General features: G+C 38.6%; 23 protein-coding genes and 1 tRNA gene. 4 read left to right on the forward strand and 20 right to left on the reverse strand.

What is annotated here, in order from left to right; all coding sequences use genetic code 11:
- Positions 1 to 147 precede the first annotated feature (147 nt).
- Positions 148 to 1,506, forward strand: a complete 1,359-nt coding sequence (locus tag QME58_09630) for a S8 family peptidase (protein MDI6804092.1) — start codon at positions 148 to 150, stop codon at positions 1,504 to 1,506.
- A 358-nt stretch (positions 1,507 to 1,864) separates the two neighbouring features.
- On the opposite strand, the gene QME58_09635 is transcribed toward QME58_09630, so the two are convergent.
- The 12 genes from QME58_09635 to QME58_09690 form a co-directional block, all read right to left on the reverse strand.
- Positions 1,865 to 2,431 (reverse strand): IS1634 family transposase, encoded by a 567-nt coding sequence (locus QME58_09635; GenBank protein ID MDI6804093.1) that lies wholly within the window; start codon positions 2,429 to 2,431, stop codon positions 1,865 to 1,867.
- A 114-nt stretch (positions 2,432 to 2,545) separates the two neighbouring features.
- Positions 2,546 to 3,598: a guanylate cyclase gene (locus tag QME58_09640; GenBank protein MDI6804094.1), complete on the reverse strand. Its 1,053-nt coding sequence runs from the start codon at positions 3,596 to 3,598 to the stop codon at positions 2,546 to 2,548.
- Between the two features lie 11 nt (positions 3,599 to 3,609).
- Positions 3,610 to 4,617 carry a histone deacetylase gene (locus QME58_09645; GenBank protein MDI6804095.1) on the reverse strand — a complete coding sequence of 336 codons (1,008 nt, stop codon included), beginning with the start codon at positions 4,615 to 4,617 and terminating at the stop codon, positions 3,610 to 3,612.
- Positions 4,581 to 7,019 carry an ATP-binding protein gene (locus QME58_09650; protein ID MDI6804096.1) on the reverse strand — a complete coding sequence of 813 codons (2,439 nt, stop codon included), beginning with the start codon at positions 7,017 to 7,019 and terminating at the stop codon, positions 4,581 to 4,583. Before QME58_09650 ends, QME58_09645 begins: the two co-directional genes overlap by 37 nt.
- A gap of 1 nt (position 7,020) precedes the next feature.
- Positions 7,021 to 8,238, reverse strand: coding sequence for a rod shape-determining protein RodA (rodA, locus tag QME58_09655; GenBank protein ID MDI6804097.1), 1,218 nt, complete (start codon positions 8,236 to 8,238; stop codon positions 7,021 to 7,023).
- A 2-nt stretch (positions 8,239 to 8,240) separates the two neighbouring features.
- Complete coding sequence (mrdA, locus tag QME58_09660; GenBank protein ID MDI6804098.1) at positions 8,241 to 10,064, reverse strand: penicillin-binding protein 2; 1,824 nt, start codon at positions 10,062 to 10,064, stop codon at positions 8,241 to 8,243.
- Positions 10,061 to 10,552, reverse strand: a complete 492-nt coding sequence (gene mreD / locus QME58_09665; protein ID MDI6804099.1) for a rod shape-determining protein MreD — start codon at positions 10,550 to 10,552, stop codon at positions 10,061 to 10,063. The genes mrdA and mreD overlap by 4 nt, the downstream gene beginning before the upstream one ends.
- A complete protein-coding gene (mreC, locus tag QME58_09670) occupies positions 10,552 to 11,388 on the reverse strand; it encodes a rod shape-determining protein MreC (GenBank protein MDI6804100.1) in 837 nt (278 codons plus the stop codon). Before mreC ends, mreD begins: the two co-directional genes overlap by 1 nt.
- Positions 11,389 to 11,399: 11 nt before the next feature.
- A complete protein-coding gene (locus tag QME58_09675) occupies positions 11,400 to 12,425 on the reverse strand; it encodes a rod shape-determining protein (GenBank protein MDI6804101.1) in 1,026 nt (341 codons plus the stop codon).
- A gap of 35 nt (positions 12,426 to 12,460) precedes the next feature.
- The gene (gene purH, locus QME58_09680) at positions 12,461 to 14,011 is read right to left on the reverse strand and encodes a bifunctional phosphoribosylaminoimidazolecarboxamide formyltransferase/IMP cyclohydrolase (protein ID MDI6804102.1); all 1,551 of its coding nucleotides are present in this window, start codon (positions 14,009 to 14,011) and stop codon (positions 12,461 to 12,463) included.
- Positions 14,001 to 14,642: a phosphoribosylglycinamide formyltransferase gene (purN, locus tag QME58_09685; protein ID MDI6804103.1), complete on the reverse strand. Its 642-nt coding sequence runs from the start codon at positions 14,640 to 14,642 to the stop codon at positions 14,001 to 14,003. The genes purH and purN overlap by 11 nt, the downstream gene beginning before the upstream one ends.
- Before the next feature lie 50 nt (positions 14,643 to 14,692).
- Entirely contained in the window at positions 14,693 to 15,631 is a 939-nt protein-coding gene (locus QME58_09690; protein MDI6804104.1) for an LD-carboxypeptidase, read from the reverse strand.
- A 122-nt stretch (positions 15,632 to 15,753) separates the two neighbouring features.
- Here QME58_09690 and QME58_09695 point away from each other — a divergent pair, with 122 nt between their 5' ends.
- On the forward strand, positions 15,754 to 16,644 hold the full coding sequence (locus tag QME58_09695; protein ID MDI6804105.1) for a prohibitin family protein: 891 nt from the start codon (positions 15,754 to 15,756) through the stop codon (positions 16,642 to 16,644).
- Between the two features lie 4 nt (positions 16,645 to 16,648).
- Here the strand turns inward: QME58_09695 and QME58_09700 are convergent, their stop codons facing one another.
- From QME58_09700 to QME58_09725, 6 genes are all read right to left on the reverse strand, one after another.
- Positions 16,649 to 16,798: a hypothetical protein gene (locus tag QME58_09700; GenBank protein MDI6804106.1), complete on the reverse strand. Its 150-nt coding sequence runs from the start codon at positions 16,796 to 16,798 to the stop codon at positions 16,649 to 16,651.
- Between the two features lie 14 nt (positions 16,799 to 16,812).
- Positions 16,813 to 16,965 (reverse strand): hypothetical protein, encoded by a 153-nt coding sequence (locus QME58_09705; protein MDI6804107.1) that lies wholly within the window; start codon positions 16,963 to 16,965, stop codon positions 16,813 to 16,815.
- Between the two features lie 176 nt (positions 16,966 to 17,141).
- Positions 17,142 to 17,687, reverse strand: a complete 546-nt coding sequence (locus QME58_09710; protein ID MDI6804108.1) for a DUF4920 domain-containing protein — start codon at positions 17,685 to 17,687, stop codon at positions 17,142 to 17,144.
- Positions 17,688 to 17,744: 57 nt separating this feature from the next.
- Positions 17,745 to 18,827: an Ig-like domain-containing protein gene (locus tag QME58_09715; GenBank protein ID MDI6804109.1), complete on the reverse strand. Its 1,083-nt coding sequence runs from the start codon at positions 18,825 to 18,827 to the stop codon at positions 17,745 to 17,747.
- The gene (locus tag QME58_09720) at positions 18,730 to 19,170 is read right to left on the reverse strand and encodes a GIY-YIG nuclease family protein (GenBank protein ID MDI6804110.1); all 441 of its coding nucleotides are present in this window, start codon (positions 19,168 to 19,170) and stop codon (positions 18,730 to 18,732) included. The genes QME58_09715 and QME58_09720 overlap by 98 nt, the downstream gene beginning before the upstream one ends.
- Positions 19,171 to 19,488: 318 nt before the next feature.
- Positions 19,489 to 19,562, reverse strand: a tRNA-Asp gene (locus tag QME58_09725).
- 129 nt (positions 19,563 to 19,691) lie between these two features.
- Here QME58_09725 and QME58_09730 point away from each other — a divergent pair.
- Both QME58_09730 and QME58_09735 read left to right on the forward strand, forming a co-directional pair.
- Positions 19,692 to 20,036, forward strand: a complete 345-nt coding sequence (locus QME58_09730) for a hypothetical protein (protein ID MDI6804111.1) — start codon at positions 19,692 to 19,694, stop codon at positions 20,034 to 20,036.
- 78 nt (positions 20,037 to 20,114) lie between these two features.
- Complete coding sequence (locus QME58_09735) at positions 20,115 to 23,504, forward strand: SdrD B-like domain-containing protein (protein ID MDI6804112.1); 3,390 nt, start codon at positions 20,115 to 20,117, stop codon at positions 23,502 to 23,504.
- A 272-nt stretch (positions 23,505 to 23,776) separates the two neighbouring features.
- Here the strand turns inward: QME58_09735 and QME58_09740 are convergent, their stop codons facing one another.
- On the reverse strand, positions 23,777 to 25,030 hold the full coding sequence (locus QME58_09740) for a multiheme c-type cytochrome (GenBank protein ID MDI6804113.1): 1,254 nt from the start codon (positions 25,028 to 25,030) through the stop codon (positions 23,777 to 23,779).
- A gap of 17 nt (positions 25,031 to 25,047) precedes the next feature.
- Positions 25,048 to 25,444, reverse strand: a 397-nt coding sequence (locus QME58_09745; GenBank protein ID MDI6804114.1) for a hypothetical protein, incomplete at its 5' end; no start/stop codon positions are given.

Genomic DNA, 25,444 nt, shown 5'->3' on the forward strand with positions numbered 1-25,444 from the left:
AAATATACAAAAAAAAGTATTCAATAAGTCAATTTTTGGAACCGCCCTTAATTAACAATCATTAACAACTTTTACAGGAGATGTTATGCAAAAAGTATTTTTATTTACACAAAAACTTTTTTTGTGGGAATTTTTTTTGTATCCATAATGATTACATATTATGGATGCCAAACTGGTGATGAGCCATCATTATTAACCAACACAACGCCAACACAAAATCCGCCAACGTTGGAAAAAGCGAATTCACAAGGACTTGGTAATCAATATGTTCCAGGCGAAATTATTGTTAAATATCGTGCAGGGACACCAAGCAGCCAACGGGAAATAACACTTAAAAAAGTCGGCGGTACAGTAACCGAAAAAATCCGAACCCGTACAATGGAAAAATTTGGCGATAAAGAAGGTATTACATTAGTCCGCACTTCTATGCACGTTCCCGATGCTGTACACGCACTTCAAGGTCAGGCTGATGTCGAGTATGCCGAACCGAATTACATTTATTACCACACTGCAACATCGAACGACCCCTATTATACTAACGGATCTTTGTGGGGGATGTATGGAGATGCAACATCTCCGGCAAATCAATTCGGAAGTCAAGCCGGCGAGGCTTGGGCAGCAGGCAATGTAGGTTTAAATACGGTCATCGTTGGAATAATCGATGAGGGAATTATGATCACACATGAAGACCTTGTAGCAAATATTTGGGTGAATCCCTTTGATCCGAATGACGGAATTGATAACGATGGTAACGGTTATATTGATGATATCAACGGATGGGATTTCGTAAACAATGATAAAACTGTTTATGATGGCGCTTCAGACGACCATGGAACACACGTAGCCGGAACGATTGGAGCGATAGGTGGGAACGCTAAAGGAGTTGCAGGTATTTGTTGGAGTGTTAGAATAATTTCAGGGAAGTTCTTAGGGGCGGCCGGTGGGACCACAACAAATGCGATCAAAGCAGTCGATTATTTTACCGATCTCAAGACACGTCACGGGCTAAACATTCCTGCAACTAATAATTCATGGGGTGGCGGTGCTTTCTCGCAAGCCTTGCAAGATGCCATTGAACGCGCCAATCAAGCAAATATCCTATTTGTTGCCGCAGCCGGTAACAACGGTGCTAACAATGATGCAACGATAAGTTATCCATCCGGGTATCCGAATGCAAATATCATCGCAGTTGCTTCAATTACTTCAACTGGCACATTATCCAGTTTCTCGAACTATGGTGCAACAACTGTTGATCTTGGCGCTCCCGGCTCAAGCATCTTTTCAACAGTACCCAGCAAAAGTGGAAAGCTTTCTGCATATGCATCCTACAGCGGAACATCGATGGCAACACCTCACGTTACAGGAGGAGTTGCTTTATACGCGGCAACCCACGCAGGTGCATCTGCTGCAACTATTAAGAGTGCAATCCTCTCCAGCACAGTTCCAACCAGTTCTTTGTCCGGTAAATGTGTAACCGGTGGAAGATTAAATGTTAGTGGTTTTTAATTAAAATCTAATTTTTATTTTTTTTAAACTAAGCCCGAGTGAATAATTCGGGCTTTTTCCTGTTTTCCGCAATGCAGCACCCTAAAAGTTTTTAAGAATAATACGATATAACTCTGATTGTTCGTCATCCATCTTTAAGAGTATGGATTTATGGTGTTGCGATTCGGGTAGCACAATATTGATTTGATAAATATTGTGTGTTAACTCGGCTGCCCTTTTAAGGCTTATTGCGGACTTTTCTTTCTTCAAGATTCTTTCCAACTCTTTATAGACCGTGTAAGCGCTAAAGGCAACACAAATGTGTCCGTCAATTCTGTTTTTTAAGCGATGATAAATCGGGCGTATGCGAAAATCGGTTTTAGATAATTTGTTTGGGCTTTAATTTGGTATTAGTAATGTAGCCTTTCAATTTTCCCGCTTTAAGATTTTTTTCTAATCGATTTAATCCTCTTCGTCGACTATGGGCATCTTTTGCCGCTCGTTTTGCCGAATATGCTGCAATAAGTCGTGTATGCTCATCTTTGTTAATTCTAATCGAATGTCCATCAAACCATTTTTCCGTCAATATCTTCTGTTTGTTTTTTTTCGTTTCATTCTTTATTCGTGCGCCTATGATATATGTATATCCTTTTGATTGAAGTGAACGAATATTTTCTTGTGTTAATAACCCCGCATCAGCTATAACAATTGGTTTGTTCAAACTAAACCGCTTTTCAAATTTATCAAGTGTAGGGATCAAAGTATGCCCCTCGAATATGTTGCCTTCAAAAATATCATAACCTATCGGATAACCTTCTACGCTAACTAATAGTCCCAAGTAAATTTGCGGATGTTGGTGTTTTCCCTCTTTTGAAAATCCCATCTTTCGTAAATCATCTTCTGTTTTTAGTTTACTGCCCGGATGATACAATCTCGTTATTACCAAATGTCGAAACAGATCTTCTTTTGATGCATCCGATGTATCATTTTAAAGGGCACGCACATACGGAATTATACAATTATTCTATTAGCAATTGACCATTGACCATTGACCATTAGTTTACTGCTTCTTCCACTCATAGACCTCATATCCATCCACAACTTCGGTGGTTGGAAGAAAACCATCGCGAGTAGCGAGCGGCTCAATTGATGGCTTAGCAATCCAAATTGAATTCGGTTTCGCATGTTTTTGGAAATGCCCTGCAATATCAATTACACGGTCGGCAATTTCTTCGAGTGGTAAGTTTGGGTTGTAATAAACAAATCCCGAATTCACTCCACCCCTCACAACAAAATCGCGCTTCATAGTTTTTATATTTTTGTTGAACGCTTCAAGTCCAATAATAACCTGCCGTCCTGCAGTAACAGCTTGATCGACACGTTCGAAACACGACATAACTCCATCAGGTGTCCATGTAGTTTTTAAAACATTATTTGTAAGTAACACGCCATCAACAAAACGTTTAAATTCTCTGAAATCATGCTCAACAAAAGCTTTTTCTTCCCCCTCTTTCATTTTTGTAGATTCAACTACATCAATCGAGAGAAAAGCTAAATCTCTTCCCATAGCATCTAATTTTTTCTTTGTTTCGATAAACTGTTTTAATATTTCTTCCCTCTCCTTGGGCTTTGCTTTTTCCAAATTATTCAAAGTTTGGTCTAATTTATTTGTGATGGCCGAACCTTCTTTAATATGCTGTTGCGATTTCCAAAATTTATATTTTCGTTTGAAGTGTATAAAATAAACCTTTTCGCCCAACTTCTCTGAAAAACTTCTGGATGAGCTTTTAAAAATTAACGCACCAATAATAATAATCCAAATTCCCACCTCGTTCCCCTTTATTTTTGTCGGCACTTGCTGACGCAACAGAGTGGTTGCTGTATCAGCAGACTTTGCGATGAACTGGAACATCGGATATTGTTTTGCTCGATCAATATATGGAATAACAACGGCAGCGATTGCAAATATAATTATGAAGGTGAGAAGGTATGAAACTATTTTAAAAAAATGTGAACCCATCATCATCATAATTTCTGTAATACCATATCTTAATTTAATTCCGCTTATCGTATAATCGAGTTGTTCCGTTGCTATAGCTTTAATCTTCGACATTTTGCTGCCTTTCAAGGTTTCATTAAGATTTCAATATGTTTTTGAACACTTTTACTCAAAGCGTTTAAATTGTAACCACCTTCCAAAACTGATACAATTTTATTGTCGGAATATTTCAAGGCAACTTCTACTAATAATTCAGTAAATAGACCGAACGAATTTTCAGTGAGATTGATATTGGCAAGTGGATCATCTTGATGAGCATCGAATCCTGCCGAAATCAGAATCAGTTCTGGTTGGTAGGTATCCAATACAGGAACGATTTCGGTTTTGAATGTTTGCAAGTAATCGGCTTCGCTGCTACCTGCTTTCATCGGGCAGTTTAGAGTAAAACCTTCGCCCTTACCGGCGCCTCGTTCCGACTTCGCACCTGTTCCTGGATAAAAAGGGTATTGATGTGTACTGATATAAAAAACAGAGGGGTCGTTGTAAAATATTTCCTGTGTACCGTTTCCGTGATGAACATCCCAATCGACTATTGCAACATTTCGGACATTAAATTTTTCTTGTGCATACCGAGCTGCGATTGCAACGTTGTTGAAGAGGCAAAACCCCATCGGAGTATTGGTTTCAGCATGGTGTCCCGGTGGTCGGATGGCGCAAAAAGCATTTGTTAATACACCGCTGCACACAGCATCGACTGCTGCGACAACTCCGCCAGCTGCAAGAATAGCGACGCTGTATGAGTTCGAGGAAACCGTCGTATCACCCTGATCGAGAAACAAATTCCCCGACTCACCTGCTTGCTCGCATCTCTCTTTCACGTATTTAATATGCTGCGAAGAATGGACAAGCCGGATTGTTTCGGTTGGTGCAGAATCGATGAAAAGATGTTGAAGATTATTCCACACGCCTGTAGTTTGTAATTGCGATACAATCGCTTTTAATCTATCAGGTTTTTCAGGATGACCGACGCCTGTGTGGTGTAGTAAAAATTGATCGTGATAAACAAAACCGGTTTTCGACTTCGCGGGCAAAATGGTTACTCCTTCTCGTCTGTTTCGATTTCCTTCCAACATTTTGCAAATTCAGTGAGCCGCTTATCTACTAAATGATGAATAGTTCCTTTTGGATATTCTCCGTTTTTTAATTTTTTACCCCCCGGAATACCTGTTAATAATTCAATTCCTTCATCAATTGTTTTGATAGCATAAACGTGGAACTTCCCCTTCTTGATTTCCTCAATTACATCGTGCCGTAGCATTAAATCACCAATATTTTGAAAAGGAATTAGAACTCCATGTTTACTGGTTAACCCGCGAGCTTTGCAAATATCGAAGAAGCCTTCGATTTTTTCATTAATCCCGCCTATCGGTTGGATTTCGCCGCGTTGATTCACAGAACCGGTTACAGCGATGTCTTGGCGTAACGGGATTCCGGCTAAACTTGAAAGAATTGCATAAATTTCAGCCGATGAAGCACTATCGCCATCAACACCACCGTACGATTGCTCGAAAGCTACGCTTGCACTCATTACGAGTGGTTTGTTTTGAGCATAATTACTGCGTAAGTAACCACTCAAAATATACACGCCTTTGTTGTGCGTAGGTCCGCTCAGTTCGGCTTCTCTCTCGATGTTGATTACGCCTGCTTTACCCATCGCAGTAGTAACTGTAATTCGTGACGGTTTTCCAAAAGCATATTCTCCAAAGTCATAAACCGATAATCCGTTTACTTGACCGACAACTGAACCTTTGCTGTCAATTAATATAGTTCCGTCAAGGATCATTTCCTGAATTTTTTCCTCGATCATTTTTAAACGGAAAGCTTTTTCGTCTAATGCTTTGCGAACGTGTTTGACTGTAATCCTTTCAGTTTTATCTTTCATCGCCCAGTAATTCGATTCACGCAAAACATCGGCAACTAAATTAAATCTGGTGGACAGTTTCTTCTGTCTCCCCGCTAACCTCACACCATATTCGATTACTTCGCAAATAGCAGATTTATCGAGCGCTTTGAGTTTTTCTTCGTCGCTAATCATCTTAATGAAATTCAAATAATTGTTGATGGAAGATTTGTTCTTTTCCATCACTACATCAAAATCGGCACGAACTTTAAATATTTTCTTGAAATCATCATCAGCATCATACAGTACGCTATAAATGTAGGCATCGCCTATCATCACCACCTTAACATCTAATTTTATTGGTTGCGGCTTTAACGCAGATGTAGCCCCGAAGACACCGGTTTCAACAGATTGAATTTCCAAATGCTGATTACGCAGCGTTCGTTTCAGTGTTTGCCAAACACTCGGTTCGATAAGAGTATCGAGAGCATTTAAAATTAAGTAACCTCCGTTTGCTTTTAATAACGAACCGGCTTTAATCATAGTAAAATTTGAACGCCACACACCGTTTTTATCCACTTCACGCTCAATTGTTCCGAATATATTTTTATACCGTGGATTTGTTTCTATTATTATCGGGGCTCCTTCAGTTTTAGAATTATCGACAATCACATTTACTCTGAATTCGATGAACTCGTCTTCTTCAGGTGGCGATTGGTCTCCCGGCATAACCGGCTGAGATGGAGGATGCGGATTGAAGCGATTTAAATTCGATAATATATTCTCTTCAAGATTTTCCATAAAACCGAACAGCTTATCGCAGGAAAATTTTTTACAAATCTTATCTACGTGTTCCCGGACAATCGGTAAAACCGATTTGACGCCTAATTCATCTATCGATTCATTAAGTTTGCGTTCGATGTTCCGCATCTCGCGCATGATAATTTCCATTTGCGATTCAAGATTACGGCGTCCATGATATAGTTCCTCTACACGTTCACGTGTAATTTCGCCTTGTTGAATCATCGTATCGATTTGTTCGAAATTGACCGACACATCGTTGATAACAGGTACGACATCGGGTCTCATAGTAGTGCCAACTTGAACCTGAACAACTTCGAAACCTTTTGCCTTAACTTTTTTTTCGAATTCTTTCAGGACAGTCCGTTGCCGGCTTTGAAAGTGTTCTAAAATTCTTTTCCGCTCCTCCTGATACCGTTTGCTCTCGAACACCGCGGGTATATCTCTTAACATGTCATCGAGAAAATCAGCCATCTCTTTTTTTAAAGCACTCCCCTCGCCGGCTTTTATTTGTACAAGAATCGGTTGATCAGGATTATCGAAATTATGAAGATAACAGAAATCGGAAAGATCTGTTTTCTTAGCTTCAAATTCTTTTAGAAGTCGTTTGATCGTGGTAGTTCTTCCGGTACCTGAGAATCCAGCAACAAAAACATTATAACCGAAATGCTTCATCTCCAAACCTAAGCGTAAAGCTCTTAATGCACGTTCTTGTCCGATAATTTCCTTCGATGGAAGAATTTCCTCAAATGAATTGAATTTTAATTTACTTATATCAAACCGCCAGCGCAATTTACTGACCGGAACTTCGATTTTCTTTTGAATATTTTTCATATCAGTACTCTTTCCGATTAATGTACATATTAAGAAGTAAACCAACCATCAACATTGTTGACAGCAGGAACGAGCCGCCGTAACTTAAAAGAGGAAGCGGAACTCCGATGACCGGCATTATTCCCATTACCATTCCAATGTTAATTAAAATATGAGCCGTAAAAATTGAAACAACACCCATTGTAACCAAACTTGCATATCTGCTCTTAGCTGTCGAAGCAACGTTAATACTTCTAAAGAGAATATAAGCAAAGAGAATTAAAATTAAAATTGAACCTACGAAACCAAACTCCTCTGCCGGAACGCAGTAAATAAAATCAGTCCATTGAGCCGGTATAAAATTCAATTGCGTTTGACTTCCTTCCAAAAAACCTTTCCCGAAGACACCCCCTGAACCAATAGCAACTTTCGATTGAATTACGTTATAACCAGACCCTAATGGATCGGCTTCGGGATTTAAAAACGCATCGATTCGTTTTTGTTGGTAAGGAGCTAACTTGCCATATATAAACTGTACTGAAACCCCAACTAACACAGTTATCGAAAAAATAATTGCAGAAATTAATTTATTTTCTTTTAACACAAAGAAAGTAATTAAAAGCGCTGCAAGAACGATCAAGAAAGGAGTTATTCCAAACAAAGCAGCAACTGCCGCTGCTGCGGGGGAAATTATTATCAGCAGCAAAGTCAACGATGCACCTGCCCAGTACAAAACCGGAATAAGCATCAAAATATATATGATTGCAGTACCCACATCCGGTTGACGGATGATTAGTACAACTGGTATTAAAACTATTAAGAGTGCAACGATTAGATTTTTAAATCGGGACAAATTTATTTTTTTATCCGAAAGATAAGTAGCAAGCGCCAGTACACATGTTACTTTTACAAACTCCGAAGGTTGAAGTCCGAATGTCCCGAAGCCAAACCAGCTTTTAGAACCCGCCACAGTTTTTCCAAAAATCAACACAGCTATTAACATTAAAATGGAAAAAATATACAGTGGATATGAAAGCAACTGCAACGTCCGGAAAGGAACGAACATCACAACTAACATAGCAACCAAGCCGATACCCGCCCAAATTAGCTGTCGGTTAAAGAAATCGGAAGCGCCTGCATCATAAGTCGCTGAATAGATTGAGCCAAGTCCGATGAGAACTAATAGCAGAGTAGAAATCAGAATACCAAAATTAATATTTTCAGAAAACCAGTTTTGCATAATCAGTCGCGAATTTGTTCCGTTTCAGTTTTGGGTAAAATAAGTTTAGGTTGATTCAGTTTGTTACGTATAATTTCGCCGTATAAAAACTGCTCGATACAAAGTCCGGCAATTGGGGCAGCGAAAACGCCGCCATAGCCGACATTCTCGACTAAAACGCAAATAGCGATTTTCGGATTCTCGTATGGTGCAAAACCGATAAACCAAGCGTGGTCTTTGCCGTGTGGATTCTGAGCAGTACCGGTTTTTCCGGCTACATTTATACCGGGAACACGAGCTGAAGCACCCGTTCCACCGGAAACATTAACTGCGCGGTACAATCCTTCACGAACTGATTTCCAAACTTCCTTCTTCAAATTTATCTGTCGCATCTCAGTTTGAATTTTAATATTTTTTTTATTTTCTTTTTCTTTAATCTTATCAACTACATGCGGTTTATAATATTTGCCTTCGTTTGCAAGCACCATTGCATAAGCGGCTAACTGAAGCGGTGAAACACCCAGCTCTCCTTGTCCAATCCCTAAGCTGACCAAATAACCTTGTGTCCATCTTCCTTTGCCGTAGCGTCGATTGTAATATTCTTCGGATGGAAGAAGCCCTGAATTTTCCTCAAGTATATCAATACCTGTTGGTGTACCAAAACCAAATTGCTTTCCATATCTCGACCAAGTTGGCAATCCGGTTTTTAACATTAGTTGATAAAAGAAAACATTGCACGAACGTTGAATAGCTTCAACTACATTAGTTGGCCCGTGAACGTGCATATCTTTGAAAACTTTATTACCAAAAGTAAAGCTACCACGGCAGTTTACCCTCCAGTTTTCGTCGATGATGCCTTCTTGCAATGCGGCTAAAGCTAATAACATTTTAAAAGTCGAACCGGGGGGATAATTTGTTAAAGTCGCTCGATTGAAAAGTGGTTTGGTAGGGTCAGTATTTAATTGTTGCCACACGTTTAACGGTGTAACACCGCTAAGCAATTCGGGATTAAAATCTGGTTTACTAACTAATGCAATAATTCCTCCGTCGTTGGGATCGATTGCAACAACCGCACCCCTTTTATCGGAGAGCAGCGACTCTGCTAAAGCCTGAACTTTTATATCGAGAGTTAATTCAAGATCGTCTCCTTCAACAGGTTGGATATCACTTTTTCCATCGTTATAGTTGCCAATAATTTTACCTTCTGCATCGACAGTAATTAACTCGAAACCTTTTTTACCGCGTAAATATTTTTCGTATCCGGCTTCAAGTCCCGATGCGCCTATTATATCACCCTGCCGATAGAATTCTCCCAATTTTTGTAATTGAGATTCTGTTATTTCTTTAATATATCCGAGCAAATGTGAACCATGAGCTTTAGTAGGATAATACCTTTTTGGTTCGAACTGGTATTCGACACCTTTGAGTTGTCCGCTATATTCCTCTACGAATGAAAGAGTTTGGAAATCAACATCACGTTTAATTTTTACGGGTGAAAATCGATTATATTTTTTTCCCTTTTCTATCCGTTCACGAACTTCTCCCTTTTCCATTTTTAATATTTCAGTTAGAAGTTCAAGATTCTTATTTTCAAATTCGACCGGTGTAACTGTAACATTGTAAGCGGGCCGGTTATCTACTACCAAAATTCCATTCCTGTCGTACATATAACCTCTCAGAGGAGCGACAGCCACATTGCGGATAGCGTTTTCAGACGACATTTTACCATATTTTTCGCTATATAAAAATTGTAATTGTATTAAGCGACCTAAGAAAACTAAAAAAACAATTCCAAGTATAACATAAAATACATTTTTTCGTGAATGATATGTAACATTTTCAGTCATCTTATAAAAGAATACTTTCTCATAAATATAAACACCGGCATCAAACTAATAGTTGTAGTGTAAAGAGCAGTAATTCCACCAATCATAACAATCGACCTGAAAGTGTTTAACTCGCTTCCCTGAAGATATATCAGATAATAAAATAAATTATGCAATAAAGCAGTGAGTAACACAATCAACAAAAAACGATAACTGCCGAGTGTAATTTCAGTTTTATTCTCGTTATAGAAATAACCTGCCACAAATCCACTGACCGATTTACTGAGTGAAGAAAGCCCGATTACACCACCGGTTGCTAAATCGTAAAGAAGCCCGATTGCAAATCCGAACAGAGTGCTCTCAACCTGTCCGTAACGGATAGCAATCAGCACTATCCAAATAAGTAAAAAGTCGGGAGAAATACTTCGGATGGAAATTATATTAGCGACCGTAGTTTGGAGAACGATAAAAATGATTGAGATGAAAATAAATTTAAGATATCTTCCCATTATTTTTTTCGTTCCAAAAATTTATTTTCTAAATTCACCCGTTCTGTATCAACAATGGAGGTGATAACAAAAACCTGTTCGAGCCGTGTAAAGTCAACGCTCGGTTCTAATAAAATATCTTTGAACAAAGTAATTGGATTTTCAATAACCGAAGCTACGACACCTACTTTGATATCAGGTGGAAATATTTTACTATACTCAGATGTGATCGCACCGTCGCCAATTTTTACATCCTGTTTTTTTGATACGTTTTTCATCATCAATCTATCACTGCCATCCCATGCTAAAATACCATCTACCCGGCTCCGTTGAATTTTTACACTCGTGCGGAAATCTTTATTCAATAAAAGTTGAACGATAGAATAATTTGTACTTACTGCTACTACCCTTCCGACGATACCTTGTTCACAAACAACAGGCATATCTATATTTACATTATTATTCTTACCGACATTCAGAGTTATTGTATTCCGCTGCAAGTGAAGCGTTTTCCCTATTACGTCGGCTGCAACAAATTTGTATTTAATTTTTTCTTTAAAACCTAACAATTCGCGTAGGCTGACGTTTTCCAATTTTGACTCACGAAGCCGGCTGGTTTCATCGAGAAGTGTAACATTTAATTTACGGAGCACTTCATTTTCCCTCTGTAATTCAAATATATTAGGCACCATCGCTAATGTATTTTGTATTATTCCTATCGTGGCAACTGTGTACGAACGGATTGCTTTTAATTGTGGATTATCGTTTAAGGTGAGTAAAATTATAGAGAGCAAAACAAGAAGTGTAAGAATAAAATATTCTTTAAATTCTATCAGTAATGTTAAAATTCTTTGCATTAAAATTTATGTTAGTACCTCCGTTGTTTGATTAGAACTCTCGAGTAGTGGTTGAGATTTTCTAATACTTTGCCTGTTCCCCGAACAACTGCAGTCAGCGGGTCTTCGCAAACGTGAACCGGTAAACTTGTTTCAAGGCGTATTCTTTCGTCAAGCCCTTTCAACAATGCACCGCCGCCCGACAGCATAATACCACGATCTAAAATATCGGCAGCGAGTTCCGGTTGAGTGCGTTCGAGAGTTAATTTAACCGCATCTACAATTTGTTGAACAGATTCATTTAAGGCTTCACGTATTTCTACTGACGAACCATCTGTTGTTTTAGGGATACCGTTAACAAGGTCACGACCTTTGACCTGAATTGTGATTTCCTCCTCTAACGGCATAGCCGAACCTACTTCACACTTTATTGCCTCGGCTGTTCGTTCACCAATAAGAATGTTATGGTTCTTTTTAAAAAATTGAATTATTGCATTGTTCATTTCATCACCTGCGATGCGAACTGATTCTTCGTTTACAATTCCTGATAGTGCTATAACAGCGATTTCAGTAGTTCCCCCTCCGATATCAACGATCATATTCCCAACGGGGGCATCGACATCGAGCCCGACACCGATAGCAGCGGCCATCGGTTCGGCAAGCAGGTGAACTTCTTTGGCACCGGCGTGTTCGGCAGAATCGCGGACGGCACGTTTTTCAACTTCAGTAACTCCGCTTGGAACGCAAATAACAATCCGCCTGCTCGGCAGCCAACTTGAATGAATTTTTTTTATGAATTCACGAAGCATTCCTTCGGCAATTTCAAAGTCGGCAATTACACCGTCTCTCATCGGTCTGATAGTTCTGATATCGCGGTGTGTCCTTCCTAACATTTCACGGGCTTCGTTGCCAATTGCAACAATCTTCTTTGTGTTTCTATCGAAGGCAACTATTGAAGGCTCGTTTAATACGACACCTTTACCTTTCATAAATATTAAAGTATTTGCAGTTCCTAAATCAATTGCAAGATCGGCAGAGAAAAACGAAAATATTCCCATTGTTATATTTCTTTAAAATTTTTAGTTAGTGTTAATTAATGTTTAAAATGACGAATGCCGGTGAATACCATTGTCATATTTTTATCATTAGCGATCTTAATCACTTCGGCATCGCGTATTGAACCACCGGGTTGAATCACCGCTGTAACGCCGGCTTTGAATGCTTCCTTGACGGCGTCCGGAAAAGGGAAAAAGCCATCCGATGCCATTGCAGTTCCTTTAGTTTCTAATTTTGCTTTTTTAGATTTTAGTATAGCAAATTTTGTGGAATCGACACGCGACATCTGTCCGGCGCCAACACCGATTGTCCTGTCCGTAGTCGAAAGAACGATGGCATTCGATTTTAAATGTTTAACCACGCGCCAGCCATAAAGCATTGCATCAAATTCCGCATTAGTCGGTTGACGGTTTGTAACGACTTTGAATCGATCTTTGTTCAGTTTTTCTCTATCGAATTCCTGAACCAATAAACCGCCTGCAATTTTTTTGATATTCAATTCTTCATCAATCGATTTGATATACCTTATCAAACGTCTGTCTTTTTTTCTTCGCATAAATTCCAATACTTCAGGATCGAAAGCGGGTGCGATTATTACTTCAGTAAAAAGATCGTTCAATAAATTTGCAGTTTTATAATCGAGAATTCTGTTGAATACAATCACACCGCCAAACGCAGCTTTTGGGTCAGTAGCGAGCGCTTTGTTATAAGCTTCAACAAGCTGACCGTCGGAACCAACACCGCAAGGATTAGTATGCTTAATAATTGCAGCAGTCGGTTCTTCGAACTCATCGACCAATTCCACCGCGGCTTCAATATCTACGATGTTGTTGAATGACAACTCTTTGCCGTGAATTTTTTCGAAGTAGTTATAGAAATCACCGTAGAGAGCTGCTGCTTGGTGTGGATTTTCGCCGTAACGGAGTTCGCTTACTTTTCTTAAAACAATCGAAAGTGTTTCAGGCATTTTCGATTTTTTTTCACCGTGCGCAGCATAATATTTAGCAATCATTGCATCGTAGCGGGCAGTATGTTGAAATACTTCCTGAGCTAATTCGAAACGTGTCGCTAAACTTATGCAGCCATTATATTTCTCCATTTCTTCAAGGATACTATGATACCGAATAGGATTAACAACGGCAGTTTTGAATTTAAAATTTTTTGCAGCGGCACGCAGCATCGTCGGTCCGCCAACATCGATCTGTTCGATAGCTTCGGGAAATGTGATATTCGGTTGCGCCACTGTTTTTTCAAAGGGGTATAAATTTACGACTATCAAATCGATCGGTTCTATGCTCAATTCAGTCAACTCTTTTTGATGCACAGGGTTATCGGCGACTGCCAACAGTGCGGCATGAATTTTAGGATTCAACGTTTTTACTCTGCCATCCAAAATTTCTGGAAAACCTGTAATTTCGGAAACCGATTTAGCCGGAATACCTTCTGCTTGTAAAGTCTTCAACGTCCCGCCTGTCGAAATTATCTCGACCTTCCATTTCAGTAATTTTTTGGCAAAATCGGTAATACCGGTTTTTTCGGATACGCTAATCAGTACCCTCTTTATTTTTACTAAATTATTATTTTCCATTATGGTGAATTTTTATTTTTCCATTTGTAATTTCAACTTTACCTTCGGCAAACAACCTGACTGCTTGAGGTAATATTCTATGTTCAATCTCTAACACTTTGGCAGCGAGCGTTTCTGATGTTTCGTTTTCAACCAAAGCAATTCTTTCCTGTAATACAATTGAACCATTATCATATTTCTCGTCCACGATGTGAACAGTTGCTCCGGAATATTTTTCGCCGCTTGCAATTACTGCATCGTGAACAAACCTGCCATACATCCCTTTACCGCCGAACTGCGGAAGCAATGCAGGATGAATGTTAATAATTCTATTTTGAAACTTCTTGATGATTGAGACATCAAGAAGTTTCATATAACCTGCAAGAACAATAAAATTTACTTCACACTGCAAAAGCACATTCAATATGGTGTTGTCAAATTCGGCACCAGTAGAAAATTGTTTTCGCGAAATGTGATGAGCAGAAATATTTTTGTTTTTTGCAATCTTCAACACGCCGGCATCCGAATTATTGCTTATCAAGCAAACAACCTCAGCATCCTTGATTAAACCGCTTTCAATAGATTCGAGCAACGCTTGAAAATTCGATCCTCTGCCGGATGCCAACACCGCTATTTTAAGTTTGTCTGCCAAATTGACAATTCAATTTTCTGATACAAATTTAACGATAATTTAACGAATAATCAAAAATCTGTTACTGCACTTTCTAAGAATGATATTTCGTTCTTTTTAGTATCTAATTTTACATTAATTCCATACGGAATAGTAATCGAATTCGGGATGTGTCCAAATTTTATATCCATAATAATTGGAATATTTTTAAGAACCGATTTAAATATTTCCTCTAATTTTAATGAAGGTTTATCCTTCTCGGGAAGGCAAGTTGAAAAATCGCCTAATATTACTCCTGAAAGATTATCCAGCAAGTCCGCTAAATTTAGTTGATGCAACATCCTATCGATTCGGTATGGACGTTCGTCTATATCTTCAAAAATTAAAATTGAATTTATAAAAGAGGGTAGATACGATGTCCCTGCTAATGCTGCAATAACAGAAAGATTACCACCAATAATTTTGCCGGCAACTTTTCCGTGCGTTAATACCTTCAGCGTTTGATTTTCAAATAAATTAATAACTCCCATAGGATTTGGAGAAGTTAAACATTTCCAAAAATGTTCTTCAGAATCTGCAGATAATTTTTTCGATAAATCTGTAACTAACATTGGTCCTGCAAAAGTGATCAACCCTGTTTTTTTAAGAATTGCAAGTTGTAACGCTGTAATGTCGCTATAACCGACAAATATTTTGGGATTTCGTTTGATGATGTCATAATCTATCTGCTCAAGAATGCGATGCGAACCATAACCGCCACGAGTACAAAAAATAGCTTTGATTTTTTTATCACTAAAGAAATTATTTATATCACTCGCTCGACCTTTATCAGTTCCAGCCAAGTAACCTAATTTATCATTAATATGTTTTCCAATTACGAGTTTATAACCAAGTTGTTCTAAATATCTTATTCCTCTATTAAGTTTATCATTTGAACTATGAGGACTTGCCGGTGCAACAATACCGATAGTATCCCCCTTTTTGAGAGCTTTAGGTTTTACAATAGTCATAATTATTTTTATTGAAACATAAAAATAATTCAATGCAAAATCAAAGTTTTGCAGTTTCTCCTGCTTTTTACTAAATTGAACTCAATAATTCATTACTTTAAAACTAACTATTGGAGGAACAAATGTTATTTATATTTTTAATCATCGTAGCTATAGTAGCTTTTATTACTTGGAAAAACTCGAGTCGAAAATTTAAAACTGAAGGCAACAAAGTTTATCAAGGTAGCGCGGGAATCGCACAAATAGTAACAGCGGTAGCTTTTATTCTGGCAATTACACAAATATTTACTGTTATCCCAGCAGGTAATGTCGGTGTTGTTGATTTCTTGGGAAATGTATCAGAAAACACCCTAAAAGCAGGTGTAAATTTTGTAAATCCACTTGCACGTGTAATCAAAATGTCAATCAAAACTCAAGAAATAAAAGAACGGATGGAGGTTCCGTCGAAGGAGGGTTTAGCGGTAGGTTTAGAAATTAGTGCACTCTTCCATTTAAACCCAGATAAAGCTGCTGAAGTTTATAAAACAGTCGGTGAAAATTACGTTGGAATAATATTAGAACCACAATTCCGTTCTGTAACCCGTGGAGTTACGGCTGGCTATGAAGCAAAGGCACTTTATACATCAGAGCGGGAAATTCTTGGACAACAGATCACTGCAGGATTACAAAATTTAGTAGCCCCACGAGGAATCACAATTGAAGTAACTCCGTTAAGGCAAGTTGTACTTCCTGCCGGTTTGACTGCGGCGATCGAGGAAAAGCTCCGCGCAGAACAAGAAAGTCAACGCATGCAGTGGGTGTTAACTAAAGAAAAACAGGAAGCCGACCGAAAAGCTATCGAAGCTCAGGGTATTTCCAATTTTCAAAAAATTGTTGCCCAAGGTATAAGCGACCCGTTATTGAGATGGAAAGGAATCGAAGCTACAATGAAAATTGCAGAATCGAATAATTCAAAAATCGTGATTATCGGCAGCGGTAAAGACGGACTCCCAATAATTTTAGATACAAAGTAACGGTTTACAAACCGATTGTGGAAATATAATCGTCGATATCGTAGCGCTTGTTTTCATCTTCAAAGATGGGCAGCAGTTTCGATTTTTTATATTTTAACAGTAGTGGTATAGCAACAAGAGCTGCCAGAAGGGCTGTGATAGTGATGGTTTTCATAAGCGACCTCATTTTTATTGGATGCAGATTAGTATTTCGGATTCTACCAGTTCCATATAAACGATGGTAAAATAATGTTGGTTTTCTAATTCCTGAATTAGAATTTGCTCCCAATCTTTTTTGACTTGTTTGGGAATGGGCGAAAAGTAATATTTTATTTTGTCCATATTATTATTCCTGCCCCAATAAAATAATATTTAACTACATGCACTGTGTCAACAGTCACCAATAAAACTAAAAAAGCCGACTCGAATAATAGTCGGCTTTTTCGCTCTGAATTATAACTTCAGATTTTTAAAAGCTCTGACACAAATCACATTCTGACGATGACGTCAAAATTCAATCAGTGGTTATGACCTTCCGAGTCTTCTTTCTTAGTTTTACCCTGAATTTTATCGAGTTGCTCGGGTGTAAACTCGCTCCCCTCTTCCATAACGACACCTGTGGCTGTGAACATAACAACTTTTTGGTCGCCCTTTATTTTATCAATAAATTCTGCCGGTTCTCCTGCTTCCTCAAGCCAATGTTTGTAAGTTGCTTCCTTAACAGTTTCGCGATTTACTTTTCCTTGGATTTTTACTTTCTTCCCTTTTGAATCATAAGGGACAAAGAAACTATACCCTTCGAATTTAACACGCATCATCTCTTTGCCGTCGGATATCTCCATCCAGCAACCTTTGGTTTGACAAACTGAAACGACAGTACCTTCAATAAGTATTTCTTTGTTTTTGAATTTTCCTGGATTACTTACAGCATCTTTGAATTTAGTTATTTTTTTAGCAGTTAAATCTTTACCATAATTTTTTGATGGTTTATCATCTGCAAAAGATAAGAAAGATGCAAATAATGATATTATGATTGTGATAATTAAGATTGATTTTGTTTTCATGAACTATTCCTTTTAATTTTGTTTATGATTATTTGTGTGAATTTAAAAAATACTTCTCTAATCACTTCGTGTTGTGAATGAGAATGTGTAAGGATTTTGCAATTGGTCTTGAGTTTTTGACCGTAACGACGTACTTATTGTTACAGTGTAGGTTGTATTCGGTGCATAAAGTTGATCTCGATAAAACGAGAATGAATTATAGTAGTAAGAAAAATAACCACTAACTGCCGGAGATATTGTAAAACTCTGACGCACAGTTGAGGTATCTATAGGTAAACTGAATCCGCAGGAAATTGGAGTACTTCGATCAACATTTATCTGCCCCCCATATGGACTGTTATAATAAATTCTAAACGGTCGAGTTTTAAATTTAATTTTTATCTCGTTAGGTAAAACATTATTAAATATATCCTTTAATGACTTTGTGAATGTAATCTCATACCAAGTACTTGCTTTAAATCCATTCTGAGGAACAAATGCTACGAAACGGTTTGGGAAATAATCAAATTGCCATCTGCCAAGAACGGATGGCGAAATTGTTACAGATGATTTTAATGAATTTGAATCAATTTCTGAATTAAATTCAAATCTTACTATGGTCGGATTATAATATGCCGAATCTCCATTCTTAGGTTCCGATTCTATAAGTCGCAATTTTGGTTCGGGAATTAAAACCTTTTTGTAGTCTTCAGAGAGATTTAGATTTGTTACATCCCGGACACTTTTATCCACTATTATCAAATACTGTTTTGCAACTTTAAAATTTCCGTAAATAGGCCATTCAAAAGTTTGTCCGTCCGCCGAATATGCGCCATAAGTGCTTAACTGCGGATAATCATTCTCAGTGGAGGAAATTGTAACATTAGGTATCACCGAATAACTGACCATAATCTTATTAAAACTGATGAGCAACCGACCTGGTCTATAACCAACTGGTAATGAATCATTTTGCTTACCAGGTAACATGTTCCACCGACCATATGGTCGAGGAGAATCGATCCAAACCCATATAACCTTTGGTTGAATCGAAGGATTTGTTGGATCATCTCTGTAATCCTGTGACAATTCTTGCGGGCCTTCTTTGCAAGATAAAAACAGAAACGTAAATATGAAACACAGAACTAAATTCATACTTTTCATACGACACCTCTTCTTTGGTTATTATGGTGATAATATATTGAGAAAATATCAAAAAACAAATCCCATAAAAACGAAAAACCCAGCCTCCAATTTCGGGAGGATGGGTTTTTGCGGGGCCGACCCCGTAAATTTCACTGCGTTCAATTAACGGGACAAGCGAGACTTCCCGATTCCGTTTCATTCGCTTTATCTCTCTTTCCCTTTTCAATGTCTCTCGTTTTGTACCATAACCTTCAGTATAAACTATGTTCCAGGGGCGCTTACTTTTTGTCGATCTACTCCATCCCATATTATGTCTTTCTAATCTCCACAATACATCCGGTGTTGAACCGATATACCCCATAAATTCAAAAACCCAGCTTCCGTTTCGGGAGGATGGGTTTTTGCGGGGCCGACCCCGTAAATTTCACTGCGTTCAATTAACGGGACAAGCGAGACTTCCCGATTCCGTTTCATTCGCTTTATCTCTCTTTCCCTTTTCAATGCCTCTCGTTTTGTACCATAACTTTCAGTATAAACTATTTTCCAGGGTCGCTTACTTTTTGTCGATCTACTTCATCCCATATTATGTCTTTCTAATCTCCACAATACATCCGGTGTTGAACCGATATACCCCATAAATTCAAAAACCCAGCTTCCGTTTCGGGAGGATGGGTTTTTGCGGGGCCGACGAGACTCGAACTCGCAACTTCCGCCGTGACAGGGCGGCGCTCTAACCAGTTGAACTACGGCCCCAATTTTAACACGATTAATATACAAATAATTCTATACACTTGCAAAAAATAACTGAAAAATTAACTTGCTTTTCTCATAAATAATAATTATAATTTTATGAGTTTAAGCTGCATAAACAACTTTATGGATATGAATAAATTTACAAAACATATCATAATCTTTATTGTTTTATTTTTCTATACTTTAGAAGGGGCAGCTTACGGTAATTATTCACTCAATTTAATCTTTGCAACATTTCTTGATTCCAAAGATTCCCCCGAAGTAAATAATTGTTCTCAGGATATCCGTCCGATTTGGACACAGAAGAAACATACACAGGAAAACAATCAACCAGCGCCACTCCAAATTTATTCTTCAACACTTCTATCTTATAAAAATATTTTAAATCATACTCCTTTATGGATTTGTGAATTCGGGTTAATATCTTCTGAATATTTTTTTGAAAATAAAGACCGTTCGCCACCACTTTCCTGACGTTATTTAAATAATTAATTTCCTAGTAATTAGTTGCACTATGAACATTTCAATCAAAAATTATAAAATGAGGTTACTATGAAAACTTATTCGACACTGCTTAAAATATTTATTACCAAGGGAAGGGAGCATTTCATTAATATTCTCTATTTCGTACTAGCTAGTATCTTATTATCTACACATTCACAAGCCTCCTATCAAGAACAAACAAATTCTCTGCGCGAACGTGCAATGAAAGCTAATCAGCAACTTCGCGATTATAAACAGAGAATCGCGAACGAAGCTAAAAAAGAAAATCTTTATAAACAATCATCCTCACCAAACAAGGTTGGAATTCAGATCGACTTAAACTATAAAACCTCTTCCAATATAATCTTTTACGACAACATGGAAGGAGGTATTGGCGGATGGACAACGGTTGCTTATTCCAATTCCGATATCTGGCACCAAACTAATTTAAATTCATCTTCACCCTCTACGAGCTGGTGGATCGGCATTGAACAGCAAGAAAACTACGATAACGGAACAAGAATTAACAACGCACTAATCTCCCCGCCGATTAATTTAAGTGGCACTGTAGGTACAATCAATTTGTTATTCACAGAGAATTACACAACAGAATTGGGTTGGGACTACTGTATGGTGGATGTTACGACTGATGGTGGCGCAAACTGGTCGCACTTAAGGGGTGGATACGGTGCCGCTCCTTCGGGCACAAGCGATGGTTGGATAATTACTACACTTGACCTAAACGCTTATGCCGGTCGAATGGTCCAAATACGCTTTTACTTCGATACAGGAGACCAATTGTTCAATGAATTTCCAGGTTGGTTCGTTGACGATGTAATTATCTTCGACCAAAGCGGTACGATAACGGGTAAAAAATTCTTCGACGTCAACAATAACAGTATAAAAGATATTGGGGAACGTGGAGTTAAAGATTGGTTAATCACAGCAACTGGGCAGGGCATTTCGCTTACGACCCGCACTAATTACCGCGGTAAATATTGGCTGCCTCTTCCGCTCGGCAGTTATACGCTTACTGAAACGCCTAAACCAAATTGGGTACAAACTTATCCACAATCGGGTCAATGGAATATTAATCTCGCAACTCCCGATACTCTTGTAGATAGTATCCACTTTGGTAATTACACTCATGCCAGTTTTATTAATGGTGTTAAATTTTACGACCTAAATCGGAGCGGTACGTATGACGGTGGAGATACACTAATCGGAGAATGGAAAATTCTTTTAACCGATACTCTCGGTAACTTTATCGATTACGACCGTACAGACTCCCTCGGACAATATCAATTATATGTTTATGAACCGGGTATGTACATCGTTATGGAGAACACGAAAAAAGGTTGGGTACAAACTTATCCGGCTGAAGAATTTTATACTATTGGAATTCCTGATTTATTCTCAACAGTAGATGGTAAAGATTTTGGTAACTATTATGACCCAACCGTAAATGGAATATTAGGGCAAAAATTTCATGACCGTAACAGAAATCGTATCAGAGACCAAAACGAAGAATGTTTAGCTGGATTTAAAATTCGGTTGTACAGACAAGGCTCAGGTGGTAAATACAGTCTCTACAAAAAATCTAAGACCGATAGCAGCGGTTACTATCAGTTTTTAAACATCCCCGAAGGAATTTTTAAAGTATCGGAAACACCGTTACTCGGCTGGTATCAATCGTACCCCGAGTCGTGCTACATGCTAACGATGATCCCCGATGGCAAATTCGATACACTAGATTTTGGAAATTACCAAATTGAATCCAGCTCGATAGCGGGTATGAAGTTCAACGACATAAATGGAAACGGAGTTAAAGATGCAGGTGAGCCTGGTTTGAATAACTGGACAATTATACTTAGCGGTTTTACTATCTACGAAACTACTACCAACATTGCTAATATTACCGATTCAGACGGAAATTATGGTTTTACGGGAATTTGGCCCGGTAAGTACTCGGTGAGTGAAGTATGGAAACCTTACTGGAGACAAACTCTTCCAACATACTTTAGGCCCTATTTTGTCAACCTTGGCGCCGAAAGCCATTTAGGAGATATAAATTTCGGTAACACATCGGACAGTAACTTCACACTTACATTCAGAACATTTCTACCTGATAGTTTAGCCCTTGCCGTTGACCAGAAAAATAAACACAATTTAATAAAACCGAAACCCGATAAGACCGAATTTACAATTACGCTACATAATGATCATTCATTGCCAGCTCACGGGCTTATTGTTCATACATCAAAGTCAATGATTCCATCGACGTTAACTTGCTCGAAACCTGGAGCTATTGAATTCCTCGATGCGAAATTAAAGAGGATTAAAATAACATTCATAGAGTATGTGCAACCGGGCGATTCTGTTGTTTTACACGGATATTCACGTAAGATAGGCGTACAGCATGCCTCAACACAAAAGTGGTTGATTGCAGGAGGAGGAGTATATGTAGGACACTTGCAAACCTTTACGAACGAGTACTGGCTTCCAATGCCTAATGCTATAAACTTTTTAGCAGCGGGCGCTGGAACTAACCTTAAAGTTGGTGTGGGCGGACCACATTCCGTTGTACATCCGAATTATAAGCATGTTCAAAAATCATTGGTCGAAAAGAATGACCGAATGCATATTGGCGTTGCGAGGTGTTTGGATAAATTCTCCAACAACAAGTCAATCAGAAATGAACAAAAGTCGCTACCTCCAACAAAACACAACAATAAACTGTTCGCTGAAGTCATAGCTCTGAGAGCAAATATTTTAGGTAGCGATTATGGTATAACACCCGCCGGCTTTGGAAATTTAATTTTCGACGAGGGTGGCACCAATCCGATGAACAATTCTCCGATCAGGACGATAGCTGATATGCTGGATATTTACATGTCGTCGTACAAAGACACCGCACAAAATCCACAATGCACAATGCCTCCTCTTTTTGCAGGTATGGATCCTGAAACACTCTGGACAAAGATAAGAAAGATTAACGGCGCTTTCAGTGGTCCAATGGACACGGTAAGCTTTGGGGCTATATTAGAACTCAAAGGTGTTAAACTATTAGATGAAGTTCCTTTCTTACGTTTGGATAGTGTGGCATTGAGTATGGGAAATGTTCCAATTTTCCCAGTTCCAACGGCAATACCCGAACAATTTACACTCAACCAGAATTATCCTAACCCGTTTAATCCATCTACGATAATTGAATTCTATTTACCTCAGGCGAGTATCGTAACGTTAAAGATATACAATACTCTAGGACAGGAAGTAGCGACCCTGCTCGACAGACAAGAGATGGAAGATGGGGCGCAGGAAGTTGAGTTTTCATCGGTGAATGCTCAGTTGTCTTCTGGAATTTACTTCTACCGCATCGTTGCCGAATCAGTAAAAGATGAAGACAATCCAGTCGGACAAAAATATGTGAAAATTAAAAAAATGTTACTTCTCAAGTAAGAACTCAATCAACTCATACAATTGAGTTAATGTGATAGGGTAGTGAATGTATTTTCACTACCCTTTGTTATTCATAGTTTCCTACTCGATTTCGTCAGCAGTTTAACCCAAAAAATTCATTAGGAAATTGTAAAAAACCGTAAAAATTCTGTAGGAAAAAGTTTAATAGAAACTTATCACTTATAGTGAATTTTCTGGGTTTAATATCCGTGTTCGAGTTTACCTGTTTGCAAACTCCTAGTGCACGTGTCATTCCACACAGGATGTCTTTACTATTTCCTTTTCTTTGTTTTCTCACGCATTTCAACTGCCAGATTTTTAATTTCAGTTAAACTCCTTTGCATCTCACTCCATCCATACCACAGAGCATAGTCGGGGTTAGCGTGGAATGTACCCTGAAAAGTTCGCATCCTGTGTTCAAGAAACATCACAAACAATTTTTGTTCAATTTCGGTGGGTGCATCGTGGAAAGTGAGCAGGTCCGGGAAGTTGTATGTATAGCTCTTAGCTTTTTTAATTACTCCATCCTTGTACAAACCTGCAACCGTTCGAATTGCTTCCGCCATCAACCTGTCAGCTTCTTTAATCATATTGTCGCCCTTCTCCAACTCTCCTTTTGCAAAGTTTGCCGAGTGACACTGATTACAAGTCTTCACCATTTTATCACGTTCTTTCTGCCAATCTTCTTGCGTAAGTCGGGCAACATCGGCAGCTTTTACAATATCGAGACGCGGTGTAGGTTTTCCATCAGGGTCCAGCACATTCAACGCCTGTAGAATAGTTACACGGTCATCAGCCCACTGTTTATCGTCGGGTAATGGAAGGCGGACCGCAAGAAATCCCCAAGCTGTTCGAACCTCGTGGTTGCCTTCCTGCATATGGCAAGTTTGACAAGTAGGTGCGGCAGTGTTTTCAGGCAGCGTTTTGTTTTGTTTTAATAAATAACGTACACCATGTTTAGATGAAGAATACATTTCCCACTGTGGATGGTCGAAACCCATATGACAAGTCTGGCAAGCCTGCGGCTGCTTAGCTTCCTGAACCGAGAATGTGTGGCGAGTATGGCAAGCATCGCATGAAGCAACTCCAAAACCGGCGCCTTGTTTCTTCAATTCTTTGATTTCAGACTCGGTTTTCATTCCAATTTTATGGCAACCGCCGCAGCCTTTCATGCCTTCCATCAATGCCATCGGCTGCATGTGCGCTGTAGGCATTGCTTTCATCGCTGCCCATGCAAGCGCATGTTTTCCTTTTTTATATTGCTCAACTTTATCATCATGACATTCTGAGCATTTATCGGGTGTTGGAATTTTTGCCAACTCAACGTTGGTTGAAGAGTTATGTTCATCGCCATGACACGTGGAACAGGCAACTTCATTCTTGCTATGTTTGCTCAATTGCCAATCGGAAACAATATTCGGAGTGTTATTTTTGTGGCAATCCACACAAACTTGTGATGACGCAGTGAGAGCAGACAGGAAAATTGTTAAAACAGTGATAACGATTTGATAAGATACTTTTTTCATAAATCCTCCTATAATTTTTATTTAGTTGCGATAACGAATAAGTCGTTTGATTTATTTGGTTCATACCTATCCAGAGAAATGCCGCCGAAGTGTTCAACTTTAGAGAATCCGGAACTTAATAAACTTTCGCGAAGCATTTCCCAGCGTAATGGAAAAAGGCGAATGCTTCGAGTTTGTGGTGGAGTGTCCTTTCCTTTAATACGAATATTAAATTCGATTAACTGGTCGATAAATCTATAGTAGCGGATATAAGTTTTACTGCCAGCCTCACGTACATTCTGGATTTCTTTTTTTTCCGATAGTATCCGCTCGTAATTGAGTATTTGTATAAACACTCTACCATACGATTTTAGTATAAGGGGTCTTCGCGTACTCGAGTGGGTCATTTTATATCTCCTTGAGCATGCAAGTAAG

Source organism: Bacteroidota bacterium (assembly GCA_030017895.1).
Lineage (GTDB): Bacteria > Bacteroidota > Ignavibacteria > UBA10030 > BY39 > JASEGV01.

Excerpts from the sequence above, each read along its gene's own strand:
- rodA (MDI6804097.1), bottom strand. The coding sequence starts at position 8,238 with ATGCAAAACTGGTTTTCTGAAAATATTAATTTTGGTATTCTGATTTCT.
- QME58_09690 (MDI6804104.1), bottom strand. The coding sequence starts at position 15,631 with ATGACTATTGTAAAACCTAAAGCTCTCAAAAAGGGGGATACTATCGGT.
- purH (MDI6804102.1), bottom strand. The coding sequence starts at position 14,011 with ATGGAAAATAATAATTTAGTAAAAATAAAGAGGGTACTGATTAGCGTA.
- QME58_09740 (MDI6804113.1), bottom strand. The coding sequence starts at position 25,030 with ATGAAAAAAGTATCTTATCAAATCGTTATCACTGTTTTAACAATTTTC.
- mreD (MDI6804099.1), bottom strand. The coding sequence starts at position 10,552 with ATGGGAAGATATCTTAAATTTATTTTCATCTCAATCATTTTTATCGTT.
- QME58_09710 (MDI6804108.1), bottom strand. The coding sequence starts at position 17,687 with ATGAAAACAAAATCAATCTTAATTATCACAATCATAATATCATTATTT.
- QME58_09705 (MDI6804107.1), bottom strand. The coding sequence starts at position 16,965 with ATGGACAAAATAAAATATTACTTTTCGCCCATTCCCAAACAAGTCAAA.
- QME58_09695 (MDI6804105.1), top strand. The coding sequence starts at position 15,754 with ATGTTATTTATATTTTTAATCATCGTAGCTATAGTAGCTTTTATTACT.
- QME58_09720 (MDI6804110.1), bottom strand. The coding sequence starts at position 19,170 with ATGGGGTATATCGGTTCAACACCGGATGTATTGTGGAGATTAGAAAGA.
- QME58_09700 (MDI6804106.1), bottom strand. The coding sequence starts at position 16,798 with ATGAAAACCATCACTATCACAGCCCTTCTGGCAGCTCTTGTTGCTATA.
- mreC (MDI6804100.1), bottom strand. The coding sequence starts at position 11,388 with ATGCAAAGAATTTTAACATTACTGATAGAATTTAAAGAATATTTTATT.
- QME58_09630 (MDI6804092.1), top strand. The coding sequence starts at position 148 with ATGATTACATATTATGGATGCCAAACTGGTGATGAGCCATCATTATTA.
- QME58_09640 (MDI6804094.1), bottom strand. The coding sequence starts at position 3,598 with ATGTCGAAGATTAAAGCTATAGCAACGGAACAACTCGATTATACGATA.
- QME58_09675 (MDI6804101.1), bottom strand. The coding sequence starts at position 12,425 with ATGGGAATATTTTCGTTTTTCTCTGCCGATCTTGCAATTGATTTAGGA.
- QME58_09735 (MDI6804112.1), top strand. The coding sequence starts at position 20,115 with ATGAAAACTTATTCGACACTGCTTAAAATATTTATTACCAAGGGAAGG.
- mrdA (MDI6804098.1), bottom strand. The coding sequence starts at position 10,064 with ATGACTGAAAATGTTACATATCATTCACGAAAAAATGTATTTTATGTT.
- QME58_09715 (MDI6804109.1), bottom strand. The coding sequence starts at position 18,827 with ATGAAAAGTATGAATTTAGTTCTGTGTTTCATATTTACGTTTCTGTTT.
- QME58_09645 (MDI6804095.1), bottom strand. The coding sequence starts at position 4,617 with ATGTTGGAAGGAAATCGAAACAGACGAGAAGGAGTAACCATTTTGCCC.
- QME58_09730 (MDI6804111.1), top strand. The coding sequence starts at position 19,692 with ATGAATAAATTTACAAAACATATCATAATCTTTATTGTTTTATTTTTC.
- QME58_09650 (MDI6804096.1), bottom strand. The coding sequence starts at position 7,019 with ATGAAAAATATTCAAAAGAAAATCGAAGTTCCGGTCAGTAAATTGCGC.